The sequence below is a fragment of the Brachybacterium paraconglomeratum genome (assembly GCF_039541415.1).
Taxonomy (GTDB): domain Bacteria; phylum Actinomycetota; class Actinomycetes; order Actinomycetales; family Dermabacteraceae; genus Brachybacterium; species Brachybacterium paraconglomeratum_A.
Genome location: NZ_BAABGE010000005.1, coordinates 121,135 through 136,821, shown reverse-complemented (window position 1 = coordinate 136,821; position 15,687 = coordinate 121,135). Strand labels below are relative to the sequence as shown.

Annotated in this window: 16 protein-coding genes; 4 read left to right on the top strand and 12 right to left on the bottom strand. The window is 69.7% G+C overall.

Going from position 1 to position 15,687, the window contains the following annotated elements:
- Positions 1 to 40: 40 nt before the first annotated feature.
- The 4 genes from ABD893_RS08200 to ABD893_RS08185 are packed head-to-tail and all read right to left on the bottom strand — an operon-like array spanning position 41 to position 2,887.
- The gene (locus ABD893_RS08200; protein WP_345078134.1) at positions 41 to 481 is read right to left on the bottom strand and encodes an RNA-binding S4 domain-containing protein; all 441 of its coding nucleotides are present in this window, start codon (positions 479 to 481) and stop codon (positions 41 to 43) included.
- Positions 478 to 1,938, bottom strand: coding sequence for an amidase (locus tag ABD893_RS08195; RefSeq protein WP_345078130.1), 1,461 nt, complete (start codon positions 1,936 to 1,938; stop codon positions 478 to 480). Before ABD893_RS08195 ends, ABD893_RS08200 begins: the two co-directional genes overlap by 4 nt.
- The gene (locus ABD893_RS08190; RefSeq protein ID WP_345078127.1) at positions 1,935 to 2,516 is read right to left on the bottom strand and encodes a low molecular weight protein-tyrosine-phosphatase; all 582 of its coding nucleotides are present in this window, start codon (positions 2,514 to 2,516) and stop codon (positions 1,935 to 1,937) included. Before ABD893_RS08190 ends, ABD893_RS08195 begins: the two co-directional genes overlap by 4 nt.
- The gene (locus tag ABD893_RS08185) at positions 2,516 to 2,887 is read right to left on the bottom strand and encodes a GNAT family N-acetyltransferase (protein WP_345078124.1); all 372 of its coding nucleotides are present in this window, start codon (positions 2,885 to 2,887) and stop codon (positions 2,516 to 2,518) included. Before ABD893_RS08185 ends, ABD893_RS08190 begins: the two co-directional genes overlap by 1 nt.
- Before the next feature lie 24 nt (positions 2,888 to 2,911).
- On the opposite strand from ABD893_RS08185, the gene ABD893_RS08180 reads away from it, so the two are divergent.
- Together ABD893_RS08180 and ABD893_RS08175 are read left to right on the top strand one after the other, a co-directional pair.
- On the top strand, positions 2,912 to 3,277 hold the full coding sequence (locus ABD893_RS08180) for a DUF952 domain-containing protein (RefSeq protein ID WP_345078121.1): 366 nt from the start codon (positions 2,912 to 2,914) through the stop codon (positions 3,275 to 3,277).
- A 136-nt stretch (positions 3,278 to 3,413) separates the two neighbouring features.
- Positions 3,414 to 4,049 (top strand): L-threonylcarbamoyladenylate synthase, encoded by a 636-nt coding sequence (locus ABD893_RS08175; RefSeq protein WP_345078118.1) that lies wholly within the window; start codon positions 3,414 to 3,416, stop codon positions 4,047 to 4,049.
- 96 nt (positions 4,050 to 4,145) lie between these two features.
- Here ABD893_RS08175 and ABD893_RS08170 read toward each other — a convergent pair whose 3' ends face one another.
- Positions 4,146 to 5,414 carry an MFS transporter gene (locus tag ABD893_RS08170; protein ID WP_345078115.1) on the bottom strand — a complete coding sequence of 423 codons (1,269 nt, stop codon included), beginning with the start codon at positions 5,412 to 5,414 and terminating at the stop codon, positions 4,146 to 4,148.
- Between the two features lie 93 nt (positions 5,415 to 5,507).
- On the opposite strand from ABD893_RS08170, the gene deoD reads away from it, so the two are divergent.
- Positions 5,508 to 6,236 carry a purine-nucleoside phosphorylase gene (deoD, locus tag ABD893_RS08165; RefSeq protein WP_345078112.1) on the top strand — a complete coding sequence of 243 codons (729 nt, stop codon included), beginning with the start codon at positions 5,508 to 5,510 and terminating at the stop codon, positions 6,234 to 6,236.
- Between the two features lie 138 nt (positions 6,237 to 6,374).
- On the opposite strand, the gene ABD893_RS08160 is transcribed toward deoD, so the two are convergent.
- The 7 genes from ABD893_RS08160 to gcvT all read right to left on the bottom strand — a co-directional run bounded on the left by ABD893_RS08160 (position 6,375) and on the right by gcvT (position 14,825).
- Positions 6,375 to 6,629 carry a hypothetical protein gene (locus tag ABD893_RS08160; protein ID WP_345078109.1) on the bottom strand — a complete coding sequence of 85 codons (255 nt, stop codon included), beginning with the start codon at positions 6,627 to 6,629 and terminating at the stop codon, positions 6,375 to 6,377.
- A 65-nt stretch (positions 6,630 to 6,694) separates the two neighbouring features.
- Entirely contained in the window at positions 6,695 to 7,438 is a 744-nt protein-coding gene (locus tag ABD893_RS08155; RefSeq protein ID WP_345078106.1) for a gamma-glutamyl-gamma-aminobutyrate hydrolase family protein, read from the bottom strand.
- Positions 7,439 to 7,566: 128 nt separating this feature from the next.
- The gene (locus tag ABD893_RS08150) at positions 7,567 to 8,712 is read right to left on the bottom strand and encodes a glycosyltransferase family 4 protein (RefSeq protein ID WP_345078103.1); all 1,146 of its coding nucleotides are present in this window, start codon (positions 8,710 to 8,712) and stop codon (positions 7,567 to 7,569) included.
- A 124-nt stretch (positions 8,713 to 8,836) separates the two neighbouring features.
- Positions 8,837 to 10,048: a cobalamin-independent methionine synthase II family protein gene (locus ABD893_RS08145; RefSeq protein WP_345078100.1), complete on the bottom strand. Its 1,212-nt coding sequence runs from the start codon at positions 10,046 to 10,048 to the stop codon at positions 8,837 to 8,839.
- A gap of 94 nt (positions 10,049 to 10,142) precedes the next feature.
- Positions 10,143 to 13,085, bottom strand: a complete 2,943-nt coding sequence (gcvP, locus tag ABD893_RS08140; RefSeq protein WP_345078097.1) for an aminomethyl-transferring glycine dehydrogenase — start codon at positions 13,083 to 13,085, stop codon at positions 10,143 to 10,145.
- Positions 13,086 to 13,197: 112 nt separating this feature from the next.
- The gene (gene gcvH / locus ABD893_RS08135) at positions 13,198 to 13,569 is read right to left on the bottom strand and encodes a glycine cleavage system protein GcvH (RefSeq protein WP_345078094.1); all 372 of its coding nucleotides are present in this window, start codon (positions 13,567 to 13,569) and stop codon (positions 13,198 to 13,200) included.
- 122 nt (positions 13,570 to 13,691) lie between these two features.
- Positions 13,692 to 14,825 carry a glycine cleavage system aminomethyltransferase GcvT gene (gene gcvT / locus ABD893_RS08130; RefSeq protein WP_345078091.1) on the bottom strand — a complete coding sequence of 378 codons (1,134 nt, stop codon included), beginning with the start codon at positions 14,823 to 14,825 and terminating at the stop codon, positions 13,692 to 13,694.
- Between the two features lie 243 nt (positions 14,826 to 15,068).
- Here gcvT and ABD893_RS08125 point away from each other — a divergent pair, with 243 nt between their 5' ends.
- Positions 15,069 to 15,683: a GNAT family N-acetyltransferase gene (locus ABD893_RS08125; RefSeq protein WP_345078088.1), complete on the top strand. Its 615-nt coding sequence runs from the start codon at positions 15,069 to 15,071 to the stop codon at positions 15,681 to 15,683.
- Positions 15,684 to 15,687: the final 4 nt, after the last annotated feature.

Genomic DNA, 15,687 nt, shown 5'->3' with positions numbered 1-15,687 from the left:
GCCAGGGCCCCGCGTCATCGACGCGGGGCCCTGGTCGTGCTCAGGAGCGAGAATCTCCGAGCGGGGACTCCTGATCGTCATCGCCGCCGTCGGCGTCACGCCCGCGAAGACGATCGAACTGCCGACGTTCCCGCTTGGTGGGCCTGCCGGTGCCGCGCTCTCGCCGGGGCGGGGCGGCGGCGAGCTGGGGCGGTGGCTCCGGGCTGTGGTCCTCGTAGCTGACGCGAGCGATCGGTGCCCCCACCCGCTTGGTGAGGATCTGGGTGACCACCACGACTCGTTCGCGGCCCGGTGAGCGCACTCGCAGCTCGTCCCCGACCACGATCTTCTGGGCTGCCTTGGCCGGTTCACCGTTGCGCCGCACGTGTCCGCCGCGACACGCGGCCGTGGCCGCTGAGCGGGTGGGCGTCAGTCGCGCACTCCAGAGCCAGATGTCGAGTCGAACGGTCTGCGGTCCGTCCGCTCCCGCAGGTGCGCTCATGCGTGCTGCGGGACGCGCACCAGCGGCCATGGGTCGTGCGCCTCGAGCTGCGCGGCGACGGCGAGCAGCAGCGGCTCGTCGGCGGGACGCGTGGCGCCCATCTGGACGCCGAAGGGAAGCTCCATGCCGTCGATCTGCTCCCGATGCACAGGGACCGATACCGCGGCGGTGCCGAGCATGTTCCAGGTGCTGGTCCAGGGGGTGAAGGCGCACTGGGCGAAGAAGTCAGCCTCGCCGTCGGGAAGCTGAAGCTCCGCCGGGAATGCCGGGGGCGCAGCCAGTGTGGGGGTGATGACCAGATCGAACGGCGCGAAGCCCTCCAGGGTGCGCCGCGCGAGGGACTGCACCGAGGAGAACGCCCGGGCCAGATCTGTTCCGCTGTAGCTGCGGCCCCGCTCGCGCAGCCAGCGGGTCAGCTCCAGCAGAGAGTCCTCCTGGGCAGCGGTCAGTGGAATGGTCGCCGCCCCGACGGTCCACAGGGGCATAAAGGACTTCCAGTCCTCGGGGGTGAAGGGGGCGCTGATCTCGACGGTCTCGTGACCGAGTCCTCGCAGCACCTCGAGGGCACGTTCGAGCCCTCGCAGGGCGGCCGGGTGCACTTCGGTCTCCGCGGCCAGCGGCTCTCGCAGCACGGCGATCTGCAAAGGGGCCTGAGCCTGGGCACCCTCGTCGAGGCGCGCGAGGTAGGAACGTTCCGAGGCATGCGACGGGGTGAAGTCGCCCGTGCGGGGCCCGGCGATGAGGTCGAGTCCGGCGGCAGCATCGCGCACGCTGCGTGCGAGCACGCCGTCGGAGACCAGGCCCATCCCTTCGCTGCCGTACGGCCCGGGAGAGACGACCCCGCGGGACGGCTTCAGGCCCACGATGCCGCAGCAGGCCGCCGGAATCCGGACGGATCCGCCGCCGTCGGAGCCGTGCGCGAGCGGGACCACGCCGGAGGCGACTGCAGCGGCCGCTCCTCCGCTCGAACCGCCGGCGGTGCGGCGCAGGTCCCAGGGGGTGCGGGCGGGGGCGCCGGTGGCGGGTTCGGTGTAGCAGGGCATGCCGAATTCGGGCGTGGTGGTCTTGCCGATGGTGAGGGTGCCGGCGTCGAGGATCTTCTGTGCGACGCCGTCGGTCACGGTCGCGATGTTGCCGGCGAGGGCGGCGCTGCCGGCCTCGAAGGGGGCGCCGGCGATCTGGGTCAGATCCTTGATCGGCAACGGCACCCCGAGCAGTGGCAGCTGTGCGGCGAGATCCTGCTCTCCACCGCGGCGGCGCGCGTCGCTGAGCTGCTCGGAGACGGCGCGGGCCTGTTCCCGGGTCAGGTCCTCGAGCAGGTGGGCGAATGCGCCGGTCCGGGCCCCGATGCTGCGGGCCGATGCGAGGGTCTGTTCGGCGAGCTCGAGGACGTCGAGCTCTCCGCTGCGCAGGGCGGCGGCCGTCTCCAGGGCGCCGAGCGGCTCCGGAGCGCTCATCGTTGCACCGGCGGGTCGACTGGGCGCTGGGCGGCACCCTCACCTGAGCGCTCGCCATCGCCAACAGCATCGGCGTCGGCAGTGGCATCGCCGTCGGCGGCGATCTGGGAGCTGACATGATCGACGATGCCGCCCAGCGCCTCGTCGATCTGCTCCCAGGCGGTCTCGAAGTCGCTTTCGTCCCCGTACCAGGGGTCACGGATACCGGTGTCCTGGACGGGGGTCGGTGCGAAGTCCCGCACCATCCGTACGGTGCTGGCGGCGTGCTCGGGGCCGAGCACGCTCTCGAGCGGCCCGACATGGTCATGGTCGAGCGCGAGCACGAGGTCGGCTCGGCGCAGCTCGTCCTCCTCGAGCTGGCGTGCACGATGTCCGGCGGCATCGATGCCGTGGCGGCGCAGCAGAGCACCCGCGCGCGGGTCGATCGGTGCCCCCATCTCCCAACCGGTGGTGCCGACGGAGGCGACCTCGGTGCGGTCACCGAGGCCTGCGTGGTCCAGGGCCTCTCGCAGCGCATACTCGGCCATCGGCGAGCGGCAGATGTTGCCGGTGCAGACGGTCAGGATCCGGTAGGTCATCAACCCTCCTGGTCGGAAGTGGACGGCGGGGTCTCCAGCAGGTCCGCGTAGTCGGGATGACGGCCGATCCATCCCCTCGTGAACCAGCAGGTGGGGCGCACCTTCAGCCCTTGGCCACGAATGTCGTCCAGGGCGTAGCGCACGATCGCGGACCCGATGCCCTGACCGGAGCGCTCGGGGGCGACCACGGTCGAGCGCAGGTCTCGTACCCGCACTCCCAGAGCGCCGCCGTCGCCGGAGTCCGGCGACAGGTCCTCATCACCATAGGCGAGGACGGCGACCAGCTCATCGCCGTCGAGCGCCTCGTAGCGGTCACGGTCTTCATCGTGGACCAGGCGCACCGCGCCAGGCCCGGCGGAGGTCTCATCCATGCCGGCCACGGTACACTGCCGGTCATGCCTCCGCCCCTGATCTGGCACATCACCGAACTGCCCACCTGGGAGGCAGCCGTTCGGTCAGGCTCCTACACCCGCGCAACGCGCGGTCGCGAGCTGGCCGAAGAAGGCTTCCTCCACGCGTCCTGGCCCGAGCAGGTCTCGAAGGTCGCCAAGCGCGTCTATCCGGATCGCCCCTCAGACCTCGTGATCCTGGAGATCGACGTGGCGCGAGTCGAAGCCGCCGGCGTCGCGGTGGACATCGAGGCAGATGTGGATGGCAAGGGTCGCGGCTATCCCCACATCAAAGGTCCGCTGCCCGTCAGCGCGGTGGTGCGGCTGCGGCGCACCAAATGGATCGGCCGCGAATTCGTGGTCGTCGCCTGAGCCGTAGTGCCGACCGTTCCCCCACGGGGGACGGCCCACGTCGACCGGCCGCTCACCGGATCACGGTGAGGCCTGCCGGGCTGGACCGTTCGCCCGCCTGATCGACGACTCGTGAGGCTCCGACGTATCATCGGGCATGGCCAGGTCACGTCGCCCCGCGAAGTATCTCGACATCCACCCCGAGGATCCGCAGCTCCGGCTCATCGAGCAGGCGGTCTCGGTGCTGAAGGACGGTGGGCTGATCGCCTACCCCACTGATTCCTGCTACGCCCTGGGCTGCACCCTGGGAAACGTCGAGGCGCTCGATCGGATCCGTCGCATCCGGCAGGTCGGGAAGGACCATCACTTCACGCTGGTCTGCGCCGACTTCGCGCAGCTGGGTCAATTCGTGCTGGTCTCGAACCCGGTCTTCCGGGTGGTCAAGAACGCGACCCCCGGGGCGTACACCTTCATCCTCCCGGCGACCAAAGAGGTGCCTCGCAAGCTCGCGCATCCGAAGAAGCACACGGTCGGGGTGCGGATTCCCGACCATCGGGTGGCTCACGCTCTGGTCGAGGCGCTCGGTGAACCCATCGCCTCCTCGACCCTGCTCCTGCCCGGGCAGGAGGACCCGCCGTCCGAGGCCTGGGTGGTCCAGGATCTGCTCGGCGAGCAGGTGGACGCGATCATCGACTCCGGGGAGGTCGGGATCGAGCCGACGACCGTGGTGGATCTCTCCAGCGGAGATCTCGTGATCGCTCGCGAAGGTGCCGGGGACAGCAGCCGCTTCTGAACGCGGCCTCCGGCCGGTGACCGCCCCAGCAGCCTCGAGCACTCCTCCAGCGCCACCTCGTTCGCCTGGTGGGGCGACCTGACCTGAGGGGCGGCGTCAGTGACCCGCCTTCACGCTGCGGGTGCTCAGCACCCGGGAGAACACCAGGATTCCCATGGCATACAACGGGACCATCCACAGCGCGTAGCGCAGGGTCATCGCATCTGCGAGCACCCCGATCAGCGGCGGGGTGAGGAAGAAGCCCAGGCGCGCGAACCAGCCGACCACCGTGATGCCGACTCCGTGGGGTACACCGGGCAGGTCATCCGCGGCGCGATAGGCGGCGGGGAAGAGGGTCGCCACACCCCAGCCGGCGGCGGCGAAGCCGATCACTGCCGTCACCGGCGTGGGCACCAGCAGGGCGAAGCTCATCCCCACCATCGCGATCACGCCTCCGAGCCGTGCGGTGGTCTGATCTCCCAGCCGGTCCACCACCGCGTCGCCGGTGAAGCGGCCGATGGTCTGCGCACCCTGCAGCGCCACGAACGCCATGCCTGCCAGGAAGGGCGTGGCCGCGAAGGTGTCCTGCATGAACAGTGCTCCCCAAGTGCTGCCGGCGTCCTCCGTGGAGCCTGCGAACACCAGGACCATGCCCAGCGCGCTCACCAGGCCGAGTGCTCGCAAGCTCATCCCGGCCAGCCGGAAGCCGGTCGGTGCCGCATCGGGGACCTCTGCTGCGGAAGAGGCCGAAGGAGCGGCGACCGGGGTGCGCTCAGTGCTGTCATGACCCGGCAGCATCAGGCGCAGCGAGCCGGCGGCGAGGGCGCCGAACACGATCATGCCGACGACGCCCTGGATCCACAGCGGCAGGCCGAGCTGCGCGCAGCCGGCACCGATCAGGCCGCCGACCACGGCTCCGAGCGACCACCAGCCGTGGTAGCTGTTCATGATCGAACGTCGGTAGCGTCGCTCGACCCGCATGCCATGGGCGTTCATCGCGATGTCGGTGATCGCATCCGCCGCCGTCGCCAGCAGCAGCGAACAGGTCAGCCAGAGCCAGGACCCGGAGAGGTAGACCGCCAGATGCGTGGTGGAGGCGAGGACCTGCATCACCACGCTGACCCGGGCAGAACCGAAGCGGGACATCAGACGGGCGGCGAACAGGCCGGCCAGCAGACCGCCGAGGGGACCGATGCCGATGGCGAGGCCGAAGGAGGTGTTGCTCAGTCCGATCGACTCCACCAGCTCCGGATACCGCGGCAGGATCGCGCAGAAGGACGCGCCGTTGAGGAAGAAGACCAGGGAGACGGCCCAGCGGGCTCGGCGCACCGCCGCCGGCACAGAGGGGCGCCCGGAGGTGGCGAGAGAAGGTTCGTGATCGTTCACGGTCAACCATTCTGCGCCATCCGGTGCCGGAACGCACCATGGGGCGGCGGGGCCGAGGGCCGTCGTGCCATGACTGCGCCGTACGCTGGCAGCATGTCGACACATATCGGTGCTTCGCCCGACCAGATCGCCCCCTACGTCCTGATGCCCGGGGACCCGTATCGCGCACGCTGGATCGCTGAGACCTTCCTCGAGGATCCTGTCCAGTACAACGACGTGCGCGGGATGCTGGGATACACCGGCACCTATCGCGGGATCCGGGTCTCCGCGCAGGGGTCGGGCATGGGTCAGCCCTCGATGGCGATCTATGCCCAGGAGCTCTTCGACGACTACGACGTGCAGACCATCATCCGGGTGGGCACCTGCGGCGCCCTCTCGGAGGCGGTGAATGTGCGGGATGTGATCCTGGGCGTGGCCGCTTCGACGGACTCCGCGATGAACGTGCCGCGCTTCCGCCACGTCTCCTTCGCACCGTCCGCAGATTTCACCCTGGCCCGGATCGCGGCGGAGGTCGCCGAGGAACGCCTGCTGCCGCTGGTCGCCGGTGGGCTCTACTCCGCCGACCAGTTCTATTCACCGGATCCGGAGACCACTCGCACCCTGGCGGGGTACGGGGTGCTCGGAGTGGAGATGGAGGCCGCAGCCCTGTACACCCTCGCCGCGCAGTTCTCCCGCCGCGCGCTCGCCCTCTGCACGGTCTCGGATCATCTGCTCACGGGAGAGGAGACCAGTGCACAGGAGCGGCAGGAGACCTTCGAGGACATGATCGTGGTGGCGCTGGAGTCGATCGTGCGGCTGGAGGAGAAGCACCCCGTCGGCTGATCAGTGCAGTCGGTCTGGCAGCCGCGCCCTGACAAGCAGCCACTCCCGGGCAGGTGCTCCGGGGAGGGATACCCACCAGAAATGACTCGTGCCCGGCCGCCGTGAGGCGCCGGGCACGAGGATGGTCAGGGATGGGGCTCAGGTGAGGAAGCGCGGCACCAGATCGAAGGTGCCGTACAGCGCAACCATGCACATGGCGAGGCCGCCGACGAAGAGACCGATCGACGGCTCATCCATCGGCATCAGCGACATCGTGTACAGCCCGGCTGCGAACAGCCCGAAGAGCACGATGAACAGCACCACCGACAAGAGGGTGTTGTTGCCCTTCGAGGTCACGTTCTCGTCCTGATGCGTCTGCGCATCGGTCGCGTCCGCGACATGCTGGTTGCTCATGCTGCCTCTTCCTCTGTATCACCAATGGCTGCGTCCGACACGGGCTCGGACGACCGCTCCCCATCTTAGACCAGGGAGGGTGTGAGCGTGACCGTGTCGCGGTGGTGGATGGCCGTGAGCAGGCTCTCGAAGACGGCGCTTCCTGCGTCCCCGTCGATCTCGGGGTGCCACTGCACGCCGAGCACGCTCGATCCGGACTCGGCCTCGACGGCGAGCGCCAGACCGCTCTGATGGCGGGCCACGACCCTCAGATCGCCGCGGACGGCGCGGATTCCCTGGTGATGGAAGGCGGTGACCTCGGCGCGGGTGCCGAGGGCGAGGGCCAGGTCGCTGGCCGCATCGAGCTGCGCCTCGACACGGGTGGGCTGCTGGCCGGTCGCGGGGTGTGCGGGCAGATCCGCCGGCAGGTGGCGATGCAGCTCGCCACCCTCGGCGATGACGATGATCTGCAGGCCGCGACAGATCCCCAGCACGGGCACGTCGTTGCGTCGGGCGGCACGGTAGAGCGCCGTCTCGAAGGCGTCCCGCTCCGGGTCCGGGGTCATATCGGTCGCGAGGGCATCCTCACCCCAGGCGGCGGGGTCGAGGTCCGTGCCGCCGGTGAGCACGAGACCATCCAGCTCGGCGATCTCCTCATCGCTCCATTCATCCTGCGGGGCGATGATCACGGGGCGGGCGCCGGCCTCGCGCAGAGCGCGCACGTACTGCTCGTTGACCGCGACGGCGTCATGGCCCGCCCAGGCGCCGGACATCATCGTGCGGGTCCCCGCGGTCACGCCGATGAGCGGGCGTCGAGTGCGCTGCGCCATGATGTTGTCCCTTCCGCAGAGGAGCGATGTTCCGGGCCGCCGGTTGACGACTGGACCCAGTTCACCTCGTCCGGGGCGTGGCGGGCGAGCTATGTGGCGGAATGTGACGGCGGTTCGTGACAGCGAGATCAGAACAGGGCGTCGACCTGTCGGTGCTGCTCGATCGCCTGCAGGTAGTAGCCGCGCAGCTGCTCGGCGAGCACCGGCCAGGTGCGCTTGCGCACGGATGCCTCGGCCGCCCGCCCGAAAGCCTGGCGCTTCGCATCGTCGAAGAGCAGGTCGCTCGCACGTTCCCTCAGCTCGTCGAGCATGCCCGGGGTGTAGAGCCAGCCGGTGCGGCTGGGGGCGACGAGGTCCACCGGTCCCCCACGCCGCGGGGCGATCACCGGCAGGCCGGAGGCCATGGCCTCCTGGAGGGTCTGGCCGAAGGTCTCGAGCTCACCGGGGTGGATGAACAGGTCGGCGCTGGCGAGGTGGGCGGCGAGGTCGGTGCCGGTGCGGAATCCTGCGAAGCGCGCCCGCGGCATGAGCCGGCGCAGCGGCTCCCTCTCGGGCCCGTCCCCGACGATCAGCAGCCGCACACCGGGCATGTCGTGGATGACCTTGAGGTCCTCGACCTGCTTCTCGGCCGCGAGCCGGCCCACATAGATCACGAGCTTCTCCTCCGGGCGCGCGTACGTGGCCCGCAGCGATGAGCTGCGCAGCTCCGGGGTGAACAGGCTGGTGTCCACGCCCCGCCGCCAGAGGTCCACACGTTCGATCCCGTGCTGGAGCAGCTGGTCCCGGGTCGCGGTCGAGGGGGCGAGGTTCACCGTCGCCCGGTTGTGGACATCGCGCAGCAGCTGCCAGGTGGCGTTCTCCAGGAAGGGCATCCCGTACCGGGCGGTGTACCCGGGGATGTCGGTCTGGTAGACCGCGACGGTGGGCACCCCTGCCTTCTGCGCGGCGACCACGGCCCGGCCGCCGAGGATCATCGGGGAGGCGAGATGGAGGACATCGGGCTGGAACTCGTCGATCCGCCGCTTCAGCGCCGCGGCGCTGGTGGTGGCGATCCGCACCTCGGAGTAGCCGGGCATCGGCGCGGAGGCGATACGACGCACCCTCACCCGTCGGCCGCACGCGGTGCGCAGGTGCTTGTCCGCCCCCGGCCATTTAGGGGCGATGATCCCGAGATCATCACCCGTGGCGGCGAAGTGGTCCACGACCCGGAGCACCGAGTTCGTGACACCGTTCATGTGTGGAAGGAATGATTCGGAGACGAAGAGAATCCTCACGCCGCCGATGATGCTCCGAGCGGCGGTCCTCCACGCGATGGGCACGTGACATCTGGATGAACACTTCGTCCGCCCCGGCGGCCGCTGCCTGGTGGTGCAGCGTACGGCCGCCGGAGCGCCCAGGTCAGAGGCGCTGGGAGGCGAGCTTCGCACCTTCGACGAGGGACTCGAGCTTCGCCCAGGCGATCTGCGGGTGGATGCGCCCGCCGAGACCGCAGTCGGTGGAGCCGATGACTCGCTCCGGGCCGACGAGCTTCGCGAAGCGCTCAAGGCGCTGGGCGACCAGCTCGGGGTGCTCGACCACGTTGGTCGCATGGGAGACGATCCCGGGGACGAGCACCTTGTCCTCGGGCAGCTCAAGGTCCTGCCACACGGTCCACTCGTGCTCGTGGCGCACATTCGCCGCTTCGAAGCTCAAGTACTTCGCGTCGATCTCCAGCAGCAGCGGGGCGATGTGGCGGAACTCGATGTCCGTGGTGTGCGGGCCGTGCCAGGAGCCCCAGCAGAGGTGGAAGCGGGTCTGCTCAGTGGGCACGTTCACCAGCGCCCGGTTCACCGCCTCGACCCGCTTGCGGGTGAAGGTCAAGTAGTCCTCGACGCTCGGCTCGGGGTTGATCTGGTCCCAGTTCTCGGCGATCGAGGGGTCGTCGATCTGCACGGTGAGCCCGGCGGCGGCGATCGCCTCGTACTCGGGACGCATCACCTCGACCCACGCGTCGAGGAAGGCGTCCTCGTCACCGTAGTGGTCATCGACGATGCGGCTGCCCGACCCCGGCGAGAGAGAGTTGAGGAAGCCGTGCTCATAGCCGGCTGCCGTCAGGGCTGCCTGGATGTTGGTGGTGTCCTGCGCGACGAGCTCGCGGCCGACGTCGGAGAACGCGACCCCGCCGGTCGCCGCCGGGAACGTGGTCTGCGCGCCGACGGTGATGCCGGAGGTCGGGTCCTGGTAGGCGTCGGCGAAGGTGGTCCAGTCGCGGCGGTCCGGGAAGGTGGTCAGGCGAACGTTCCCCGGGCTCGAGCGCACGGGCTCGGAGGAGAAATGGTCGCTGCCGGTGAGCTCCAGGCCGCTCACGCGATCGAAGATGTACGACCACCAGGAGCCGTAGTTCACGGCCGAGCCCATCAGGTGCCCGTACTCCCCGTCGTTGGGGATCGTGATGCCGATCTCCCGCTGTTTCGCCACCACGTCCACCACGGCCTGGCGCAGCACCTCGCGGAACTCGTCGGTGGGTTCAGGAGTGAGCCCGTCGGCGCCGACGGGGCGCTTCGCATTGGCCTCGATCAGCTCAGGGCTGCGAGGGAGGGAACCGGCGTGGGTGGTGAGGATCTCGGTCATGCCCTGAGCCTAGAAGCAATGACGCCCCGGTCGGAAACCGGGGCGTCACAGCTGTTCACACAGAACGGGTGCTCACCGGGCGAGCGGGCCGAGCTCAGTCACGTGGCCAGGTCGGCACCAGGTTGCGGTCGCCGTAGGCCTGCTCGACGCGGCGCACCGGCGGCCAGTACTTCGACTGGATCCGCATCTGGGCGCTGTCGTGGACGGAATCGTCCTCGAGCGCGGTCCAGCTTCCGGGGTAGACGGCCACCTCGCGGGAGTACGGGTGGGTCCACTCCCCCGTGACCACCGACGCCGCAGTGTGCGGGGCATTGACCAGTGGGTTGTCCTCGGCGGGCCAGGTCCCGGCCACGACCTCGTCGGCTTCCTTCGCGATCATCAGCATCGCGTCGACGAAGCGGTCGATCTCGGCGAGGTCCTCGGATTCCGTCGGCTCCACCATCAGCGTCCCCGCGACCGGGAAGGACATGGTCGGGGCGTGGAAGCCGTAGTCGATGAGCCGCTTGGCGACGTCGTCCACGGTGATCCCGGTGCGGGCGGTGAGCGGTCGCAGGTCCACGATGCACTCGTGGGCCACCAGGCCGTTCTCGCCGGTGTAGAGGATCTCGTAGGACTCCGAGAGCCGGCGTGCCATGTAGTTCGCCGCGAGCACCGCGGAGGCGGTCGCGTGGCGCAGCCCGTCCGGGCCCATCAGCCGAATGTAGGTCCAGGTGATGGGCAGGATCGACGCGGAGCCGTAGGGGGACTGCGAGACCGGGGCGCCACCGTGGGGCTGCTCGCCCTGGCCTGCTACCGGGTGCTCGGCCTGCTGGATCGAGGGATGGCCGGGCAGGAACGGCGCCAGGTGCGCCTTCGCCGCGACCGGGCCGACCCCCGGACCGCCGCCGCCGTGCGGGATGCAGAAGGTCTTGTGGAGGTTCAGGTGGGAGACGTCGCCGCCGAACTCACCGGGACGCGCCACCTGCAGCAGGGCGTTGAGGTTCGCGCCGTCGACGTAGACCTGCCCACCGGCATCGTGGACCAGCTCGCAGACGGTGCGCACCTCCTCCTCGTAGACGCCGTGGGTGGAGGGGTAGGTAATCATGATCGCGGCGAGCTCGTCGCCGTGGTCCTTGATCTTCTGCTTGAGGTCATCGAGGTCGATGTTGCCGCGCGCATCGGAGGCGACGACCACCACGCGCAGACCGGCGATGACGGCGGAGGCGGCGTTGGTGCCGTGCGCCGAGGACGGCACCAGGCACACCTCACGGTTGCTCTCGCCGCGGGAGGCGTGGTACGCGCGGATCGCGAGCAGTCCCGCGAACTCACCCTGCGAACCGGCGTTGGGCTGCAGGGAGACGGTGTCATAGCCGGTGAGATCGGCGAGCCAGGTCTCCAGCTGCGTGATTAGCTCGAGATAGCCGCTCACGTCCTCGCGGGGTGCGAAGGGATGCAGGGCGTTGAAGCCCGCCCAGGTGATGCCCGCCATCTCGGTGGCGGCGTTGAGCTTCATGGTGCACGAGCCCAGCGGGATCATCCCGCGGTCCAGCGCGAAGTCGCGGTCTGCGAGGCGGCGCAGGTAGCGCATCATCGCGGTCTCGGAGCGGAAGGAGGAGAACACCGGATGCTGGAGGAAGGGGTCCTCACGCACCAGACCGCCCCAGCCGCTGCCGGAGCTGACTTCGGCGAGCTCCTGGCCGGGGGTCGGCGCGTGGGGGGCGAAGGCGGCGGCGATCGCTTCGAGGTCTGCGGGGGTGGTGGTCTCGTCGAGCGAGAGGTGCACCAGGTCATCGCCCACGGTGTGAACCAGGAAGCCGGCATCGCGGAGCGAGGCGGAGAGATCCGCTGCCTGCCCGGTGGCCCGCACCTCGAGGGTGTCGAAGAAGGTGTCCCCGACGAGCTCGAAGCCGCTACGGCGCAGCAGGTCCGCGAGGGCTGCGGTGCGATCGGCGACGGTGCGCCCGATGCGGGTCAGACCCTCGGGGCCGTGGTAGACGGCGTACATCGCCGCCATCACGGCCAGCAGCACCTGCGCGGTGGTGATCGCGCTGGTGGCCTTCTCGCGGCGGATGTGCTGCTCGCGGGTCTGCAGGGAGAGCCGGTACGCGGGGTTCCCGTCGGCGTCCTGGGAGACGCCCACCAGGCGTCCCGGCAGCTGGCGCTCCAATCCCTTGCGCACGGCGACGAAGCCGGCGTGCGGGCCGCCGAACCCGAGCGGGATGCCGAAGCGCTGGGAGGTGCCGACGGTGACGTCCGCGCCGAGCGAGCCCGGGGAGGCGAGCATGGTCAGGGCCAGCAGGTCCGCGGAGACGATCGCGAGGGCCTTGGTGGACTTCACCTCGGCGATCACGTCCCGGGGATCCCACACCCGGCCGGAGGCGCCGGGGTACTGCAGGAACGCGCCGAAGTACTCACCTTCGGGCGCACCCTCGCCGGCGAAGTCGACCTCGCGCAGCTCGATGCCGAGTCCGTCGGCCCGGCCCTGGAGCACCGCCTTGGTGGCGGGGAGCGCATCGGCGTCGACCAGGAAGACGTTGCCGTTGCGCTTGACCTGACGACGGGCGAGCAGCATCGCCTCCGCCGCGGAGGTCGCCTCGTCGAGGGTGGAGGCGTTGGAGAGGTCCATCCCGGTGAGGTCGCAGATCATGGTCTGGAAGGTCAGCAGCGCCTCGAGGCGGCCCTGCGAGATCTCAGGCTGGTACGGGGTGTAGGCGGTGTACCAGGCAGGGTTCTCCAGCACGTTGCGCTGGATCACCGCGGGGGTGTGGGTGTCGTGGTAGCCCAGGCCGATCAGCGAACGGTGGACCGTGTTGCGGTTCGCGAGTGCCTGGAGCTCGACCAGCGCGGCCGGCTCGGTCACGCCGGCGGGGACCACGGAGTCGATGCTGCGCGTCCCCTCGGACTGGTCCAGCAGGATCGTGCTCGGCACCGCAGCGGTCAGCATCTCGTCGAGGGACTCATAGCCCAGGACTTCGAGCATGTGACGCTGCGCGTCGGGATCGGTGCCGACGTGGCGGCGGACGAAGGAGTCGTGAGCATGCGCAGGCGATGCGGTCATGAAGGAATGCCCCTGGATGTTGCGTGCGGTTCTGGATGGTGGGAGCCGTCCGCGCAGCGCTGCGCGGCACCGGCGGGAGGCGGCTGCCGCGCGGCAACCGCCTCCGTGTCGCTCAGGACTCGGTGAACGCCTTGTAGTCCGCGGCGCTCAGCAGGTCGTCCGGCAGTGCCTCGTAGGTGACCTTGATCAGCCAGCCCTCATCGAAGGGTGAGGAGTTGACCAGCTCGGGAGTGTCCACGACGGCGGCGTTGATCTCGGTGACAGTGCCGTTGATCGGAGAGAACAGATCGGAGACGGACTTGGTCGACTCGATCTCGCCCATCTCGGTGCCGGCGGTGATCTCGCCGTCCACCTCGGGCAGGTCGACGTAGACGACGTCGCCGAGCTGCTCGGCGGCGAAGTCGGTCACGCCGATGACGGCCACGCCGTCGGACTCGACGCGGACCCACTCGTGGTCCTTGCTGTAGAGGAGTTCTGCGGACATGGGATCGGTCCTTCCGGAGGGGGTTGGGGGAAACTCAAGTGGGGTCGTGACTCGGGTGGGTCGTGACGCGGATCGGAGCATGGCCGCTGGGACCGCACCAGGAGGTCGGTCCTGACAGCGGCTCAGTCGCGGCGGTAGAAGGGCATCTCGACGACTCGGACCGGGAGGTCCTTGCCGCGGACGTCGACGACCAGCTCGGTGCCGACCTCGGCGACGTCAGCTGACACGAAGGCCATCGCGATCGGGTGGCCGAGGGTCGGAGAGAGGGCGCCGGAGGAGATCGCTCCGACCTCGCGTCCGTCCCCGTCGCGCACTTGGGCGTCGGCGCGCGCGGCACGGCGGCCTTCCGCGACCAGGCCCACGAGGACCGGACGGCCGCTCAGGTCCGCCGCCTCGATGCCCTTGCGGCCGACGAAGTCCTCCTTGGACTTCAGCGCGACGACGCGGCCCATGCCCGACTGCGCGGGGTAGAGGTCGCGGCCGAGCTCGTTGCCGTACAGCGGCATCCCGGCCTCGAGGCGGAGGGTGTCGCGGCAGGCGAGTCCGCAGGGGGTCACGCGGTCGCCGCCGACGGCGGTGAGCTGCTCCCACAGCGCTGGCGCATACTCGTTCGGAAGGTAGAGCTCGAAGCCGTCCTCGCCGGTGTAGCCGGTGCGAGCGATCAGCAGAGACTCTCCGCGATAGGTGCCTTCGGCGAAGCGGTAGTTCTTCATCTCGGTGAGGTCCTCGGCCGTGAGGCCTTCGACCCCGCTGTCCGCGCCGAGCAGCGTATCGAGCAGGATCTGCTCGCTCTGGGGACCCTGGACGGCGATCAGCGAAGTGCGGGACGAGGCATCGTCGACCTCGACATCGAAGCCCTCTGCACGGGCGAGCAGCTCGGCGGCGTCGACCTCGGCGTTGGAGGCGTTGGCGACCACCAGGAAGTGGTCCTCGGAGAATCGGTAGGTGATGACGTCATCGATCACGCCGCCGTCCTCGGTCAGCAGCAGCGAATACTTCGCGCGCCCCACCGACATCGCGGACATCTTCCCGGCGAGCGCATGATCCAGCGCGGCGGCGGCTTCCGGGCCGCGCAGGTGGATCTCCCCCATGTGGCTGAGGTCGAAGAGGCCCGCGCTCTGACGCACCGCCTTGTGCTCCGCGAGATCGGAGTCGTACCGGACCGGCATGCGCCAGCCCGCAAAATCTGTGAACGTCGCACCGAGCGACTCGTGGACCGCCTCGAGGGCGGTGCTGCGCAACTCCTGCTCAGCCATGGTGCTCCTTACTCGTCCCGGGGAGGCATGCGCTCCCACCGTCTGCGTCCCGATTTGCCAGGCACGGCACAGGCCGCATCGACCAGTGCGCCACGTCGCTGTGCCGCAGGGTCACCATACCGCCCGCGCGTCGACCGCGTCGCACGCGCAGGCACTTCGCATGCCGAGGATCGGGTCGGTGGTCGAGTCCGGGACCGTGTCCGGGCCGAGTCGGAGGTTCAGCTGCGGAACGGTCGGGACCGAATGCCGCTCGCCCCGGCCCGGGTACCTAGTACCGTGGGGTGCGTGACAACGGAAGGCACGACTGAGTGGCCGGTACGGATCCACAGCCCGCGGCTGGTGATCCGGCCGCCAGGCGACGACGATCGCGGAGCGATGATCCGTCTGATGACCGATCCCGTCACCCGGGAGTATCTCGGCGGGGCGGTGGACTACGCCTCGCGACAGGCGTTGGAGCTCTCACCGCTGGGGCTCACCTGGGGGCGTTGGGCGCTCGCCCTGGCAGACGACGACACCATGATCGGGTCGATCTCCCTCAGCTATGACCGGGGAGAGCTCGAGCTCTCCTATGCACTGCTGCCGGAGTGGACGGGCCAGGGCTTCGCCGCGGAGTCCTGCATCGCCCTGCTGGGCTGGGCCCGCCAGGAGCTCGAGGACGAGCACGTCATCGCCATCAGCCAGACCCGCAACAAACGCAGCGTGGAACTGCTGCGCAAGCTCGGCTTCACCGTGCGTAAGGGGCTCGAGGAGTTCGGCACCCAGCAGCTGCTCCTCGAGCGTGCGCTGAGCGCGCCGCTGCCGGAGTATGCCCAGCCGCTGCAGACCGCGGCCGATCCGCCGCCCCCGACCCGCCGCTGACCGC

Excerpts from the sequence above, each read along its gene's own strand:
- ABD893_RS08180 (WP_345078121.1), top strand. The coding sequence starts at position 2,912 with ATGCCTCCGCCCCTGATCTGGCACATCACCGAACTGCCCACCTGGGAG.
- ABD893_RS08185 (WP_345078124.1), bottom strand. The coding sequence starts at position 2,887 with ATGGATGAGACCTCCGCCGGGCCTGGCGCGGTGCGCCTGGTCCACGAT.
- gcvP (WP_345078097.1), bottom strand. The coding sequence starts at position 13,085 with ATGACCGCATCGCCTGCGCATGCTCACGACTCCTTCGTCCGCCGCCAC.
- gcvH (WP_345078094.1), bottom strand. The coding sequence starts at position 13,569 with ATGTCCGCAGAACTCCTCTACAGCAAGGACCACGAGTGGGTCCGCGTC.
- ABD893_RS08155 (WP_345078106.1), bottom strand. The coding sequence starts at position 7,438 with ATGGCGCAGCGCACTCGACGCCCGCTCATCGGCGTGACCGCGGGGACC.
- ABD893_RS08190 (WP_345078127.1), bottom strand. The coding sequence starts at position 2,516 with ATGACCTACCGGATCCTGACCGTCTGCACCGGCAACATCTGCCGCTCG.
- deoD (WP_345078112.1), top strand. The coding sequence starts at position 5,508 with ATGTCGACACATATCGGTGCTTCGCCCGACCAGATCGCCCCCTACGTC.
- ABD893_RS08175 (WP_345078118.1), top strand. The coding sequence starts at position 3,414 with ATGGCCAGGTCACGTCGCCCCGCGAAGTATCTCGACATCCACCCCGAG.
- ABD893_RS08145 (WP_345078100.1), bottom strand. The coding sequence starts at position 10,048 with ATGACCGAGATCCTCACCACCCACGCCGGTTCCCTCCCTCGCAGCCCT.
- gcvT (WP_345078091.1), bottom strand. The coding sequence starts at position 14,825 with ATGGCTGAGCAGGAGTTGCGCAGCACCGCCCTCGAGGCGGTCCACGAG.
- ABD893_RS08125 (WP_345078088.1), top strand. The coding sequence starts at position 15,069 with ATGCCGCTCGCCCCGGCCCGGGTACCTAGTACCGTGGGGTGCGTGACA.
- ABD893_RS08195 (WP_345078130.1), bottom strand. The coding sequence starts at position 1,938 with ATGAGCGCTCCGGAGCCGCTCGGCGCCCTGGAGACGGCCGCCGCCCTG.
- ABD893_RS08160 (WP_345078109.1), bottom strand. The coding sequence starts at position 6,629 with ATGAGCAACCAGCATGTCGCGGACGCGACCGATGCGCAGACGCATCAG.
- ABD893_RS08200 (WP_345078134.1), bottom strand. The coding sequence starts at position 481 with ATGAGCGCACCTGCGGGAGCGGACGGACCGCAGACCGTTCGACTCGAC.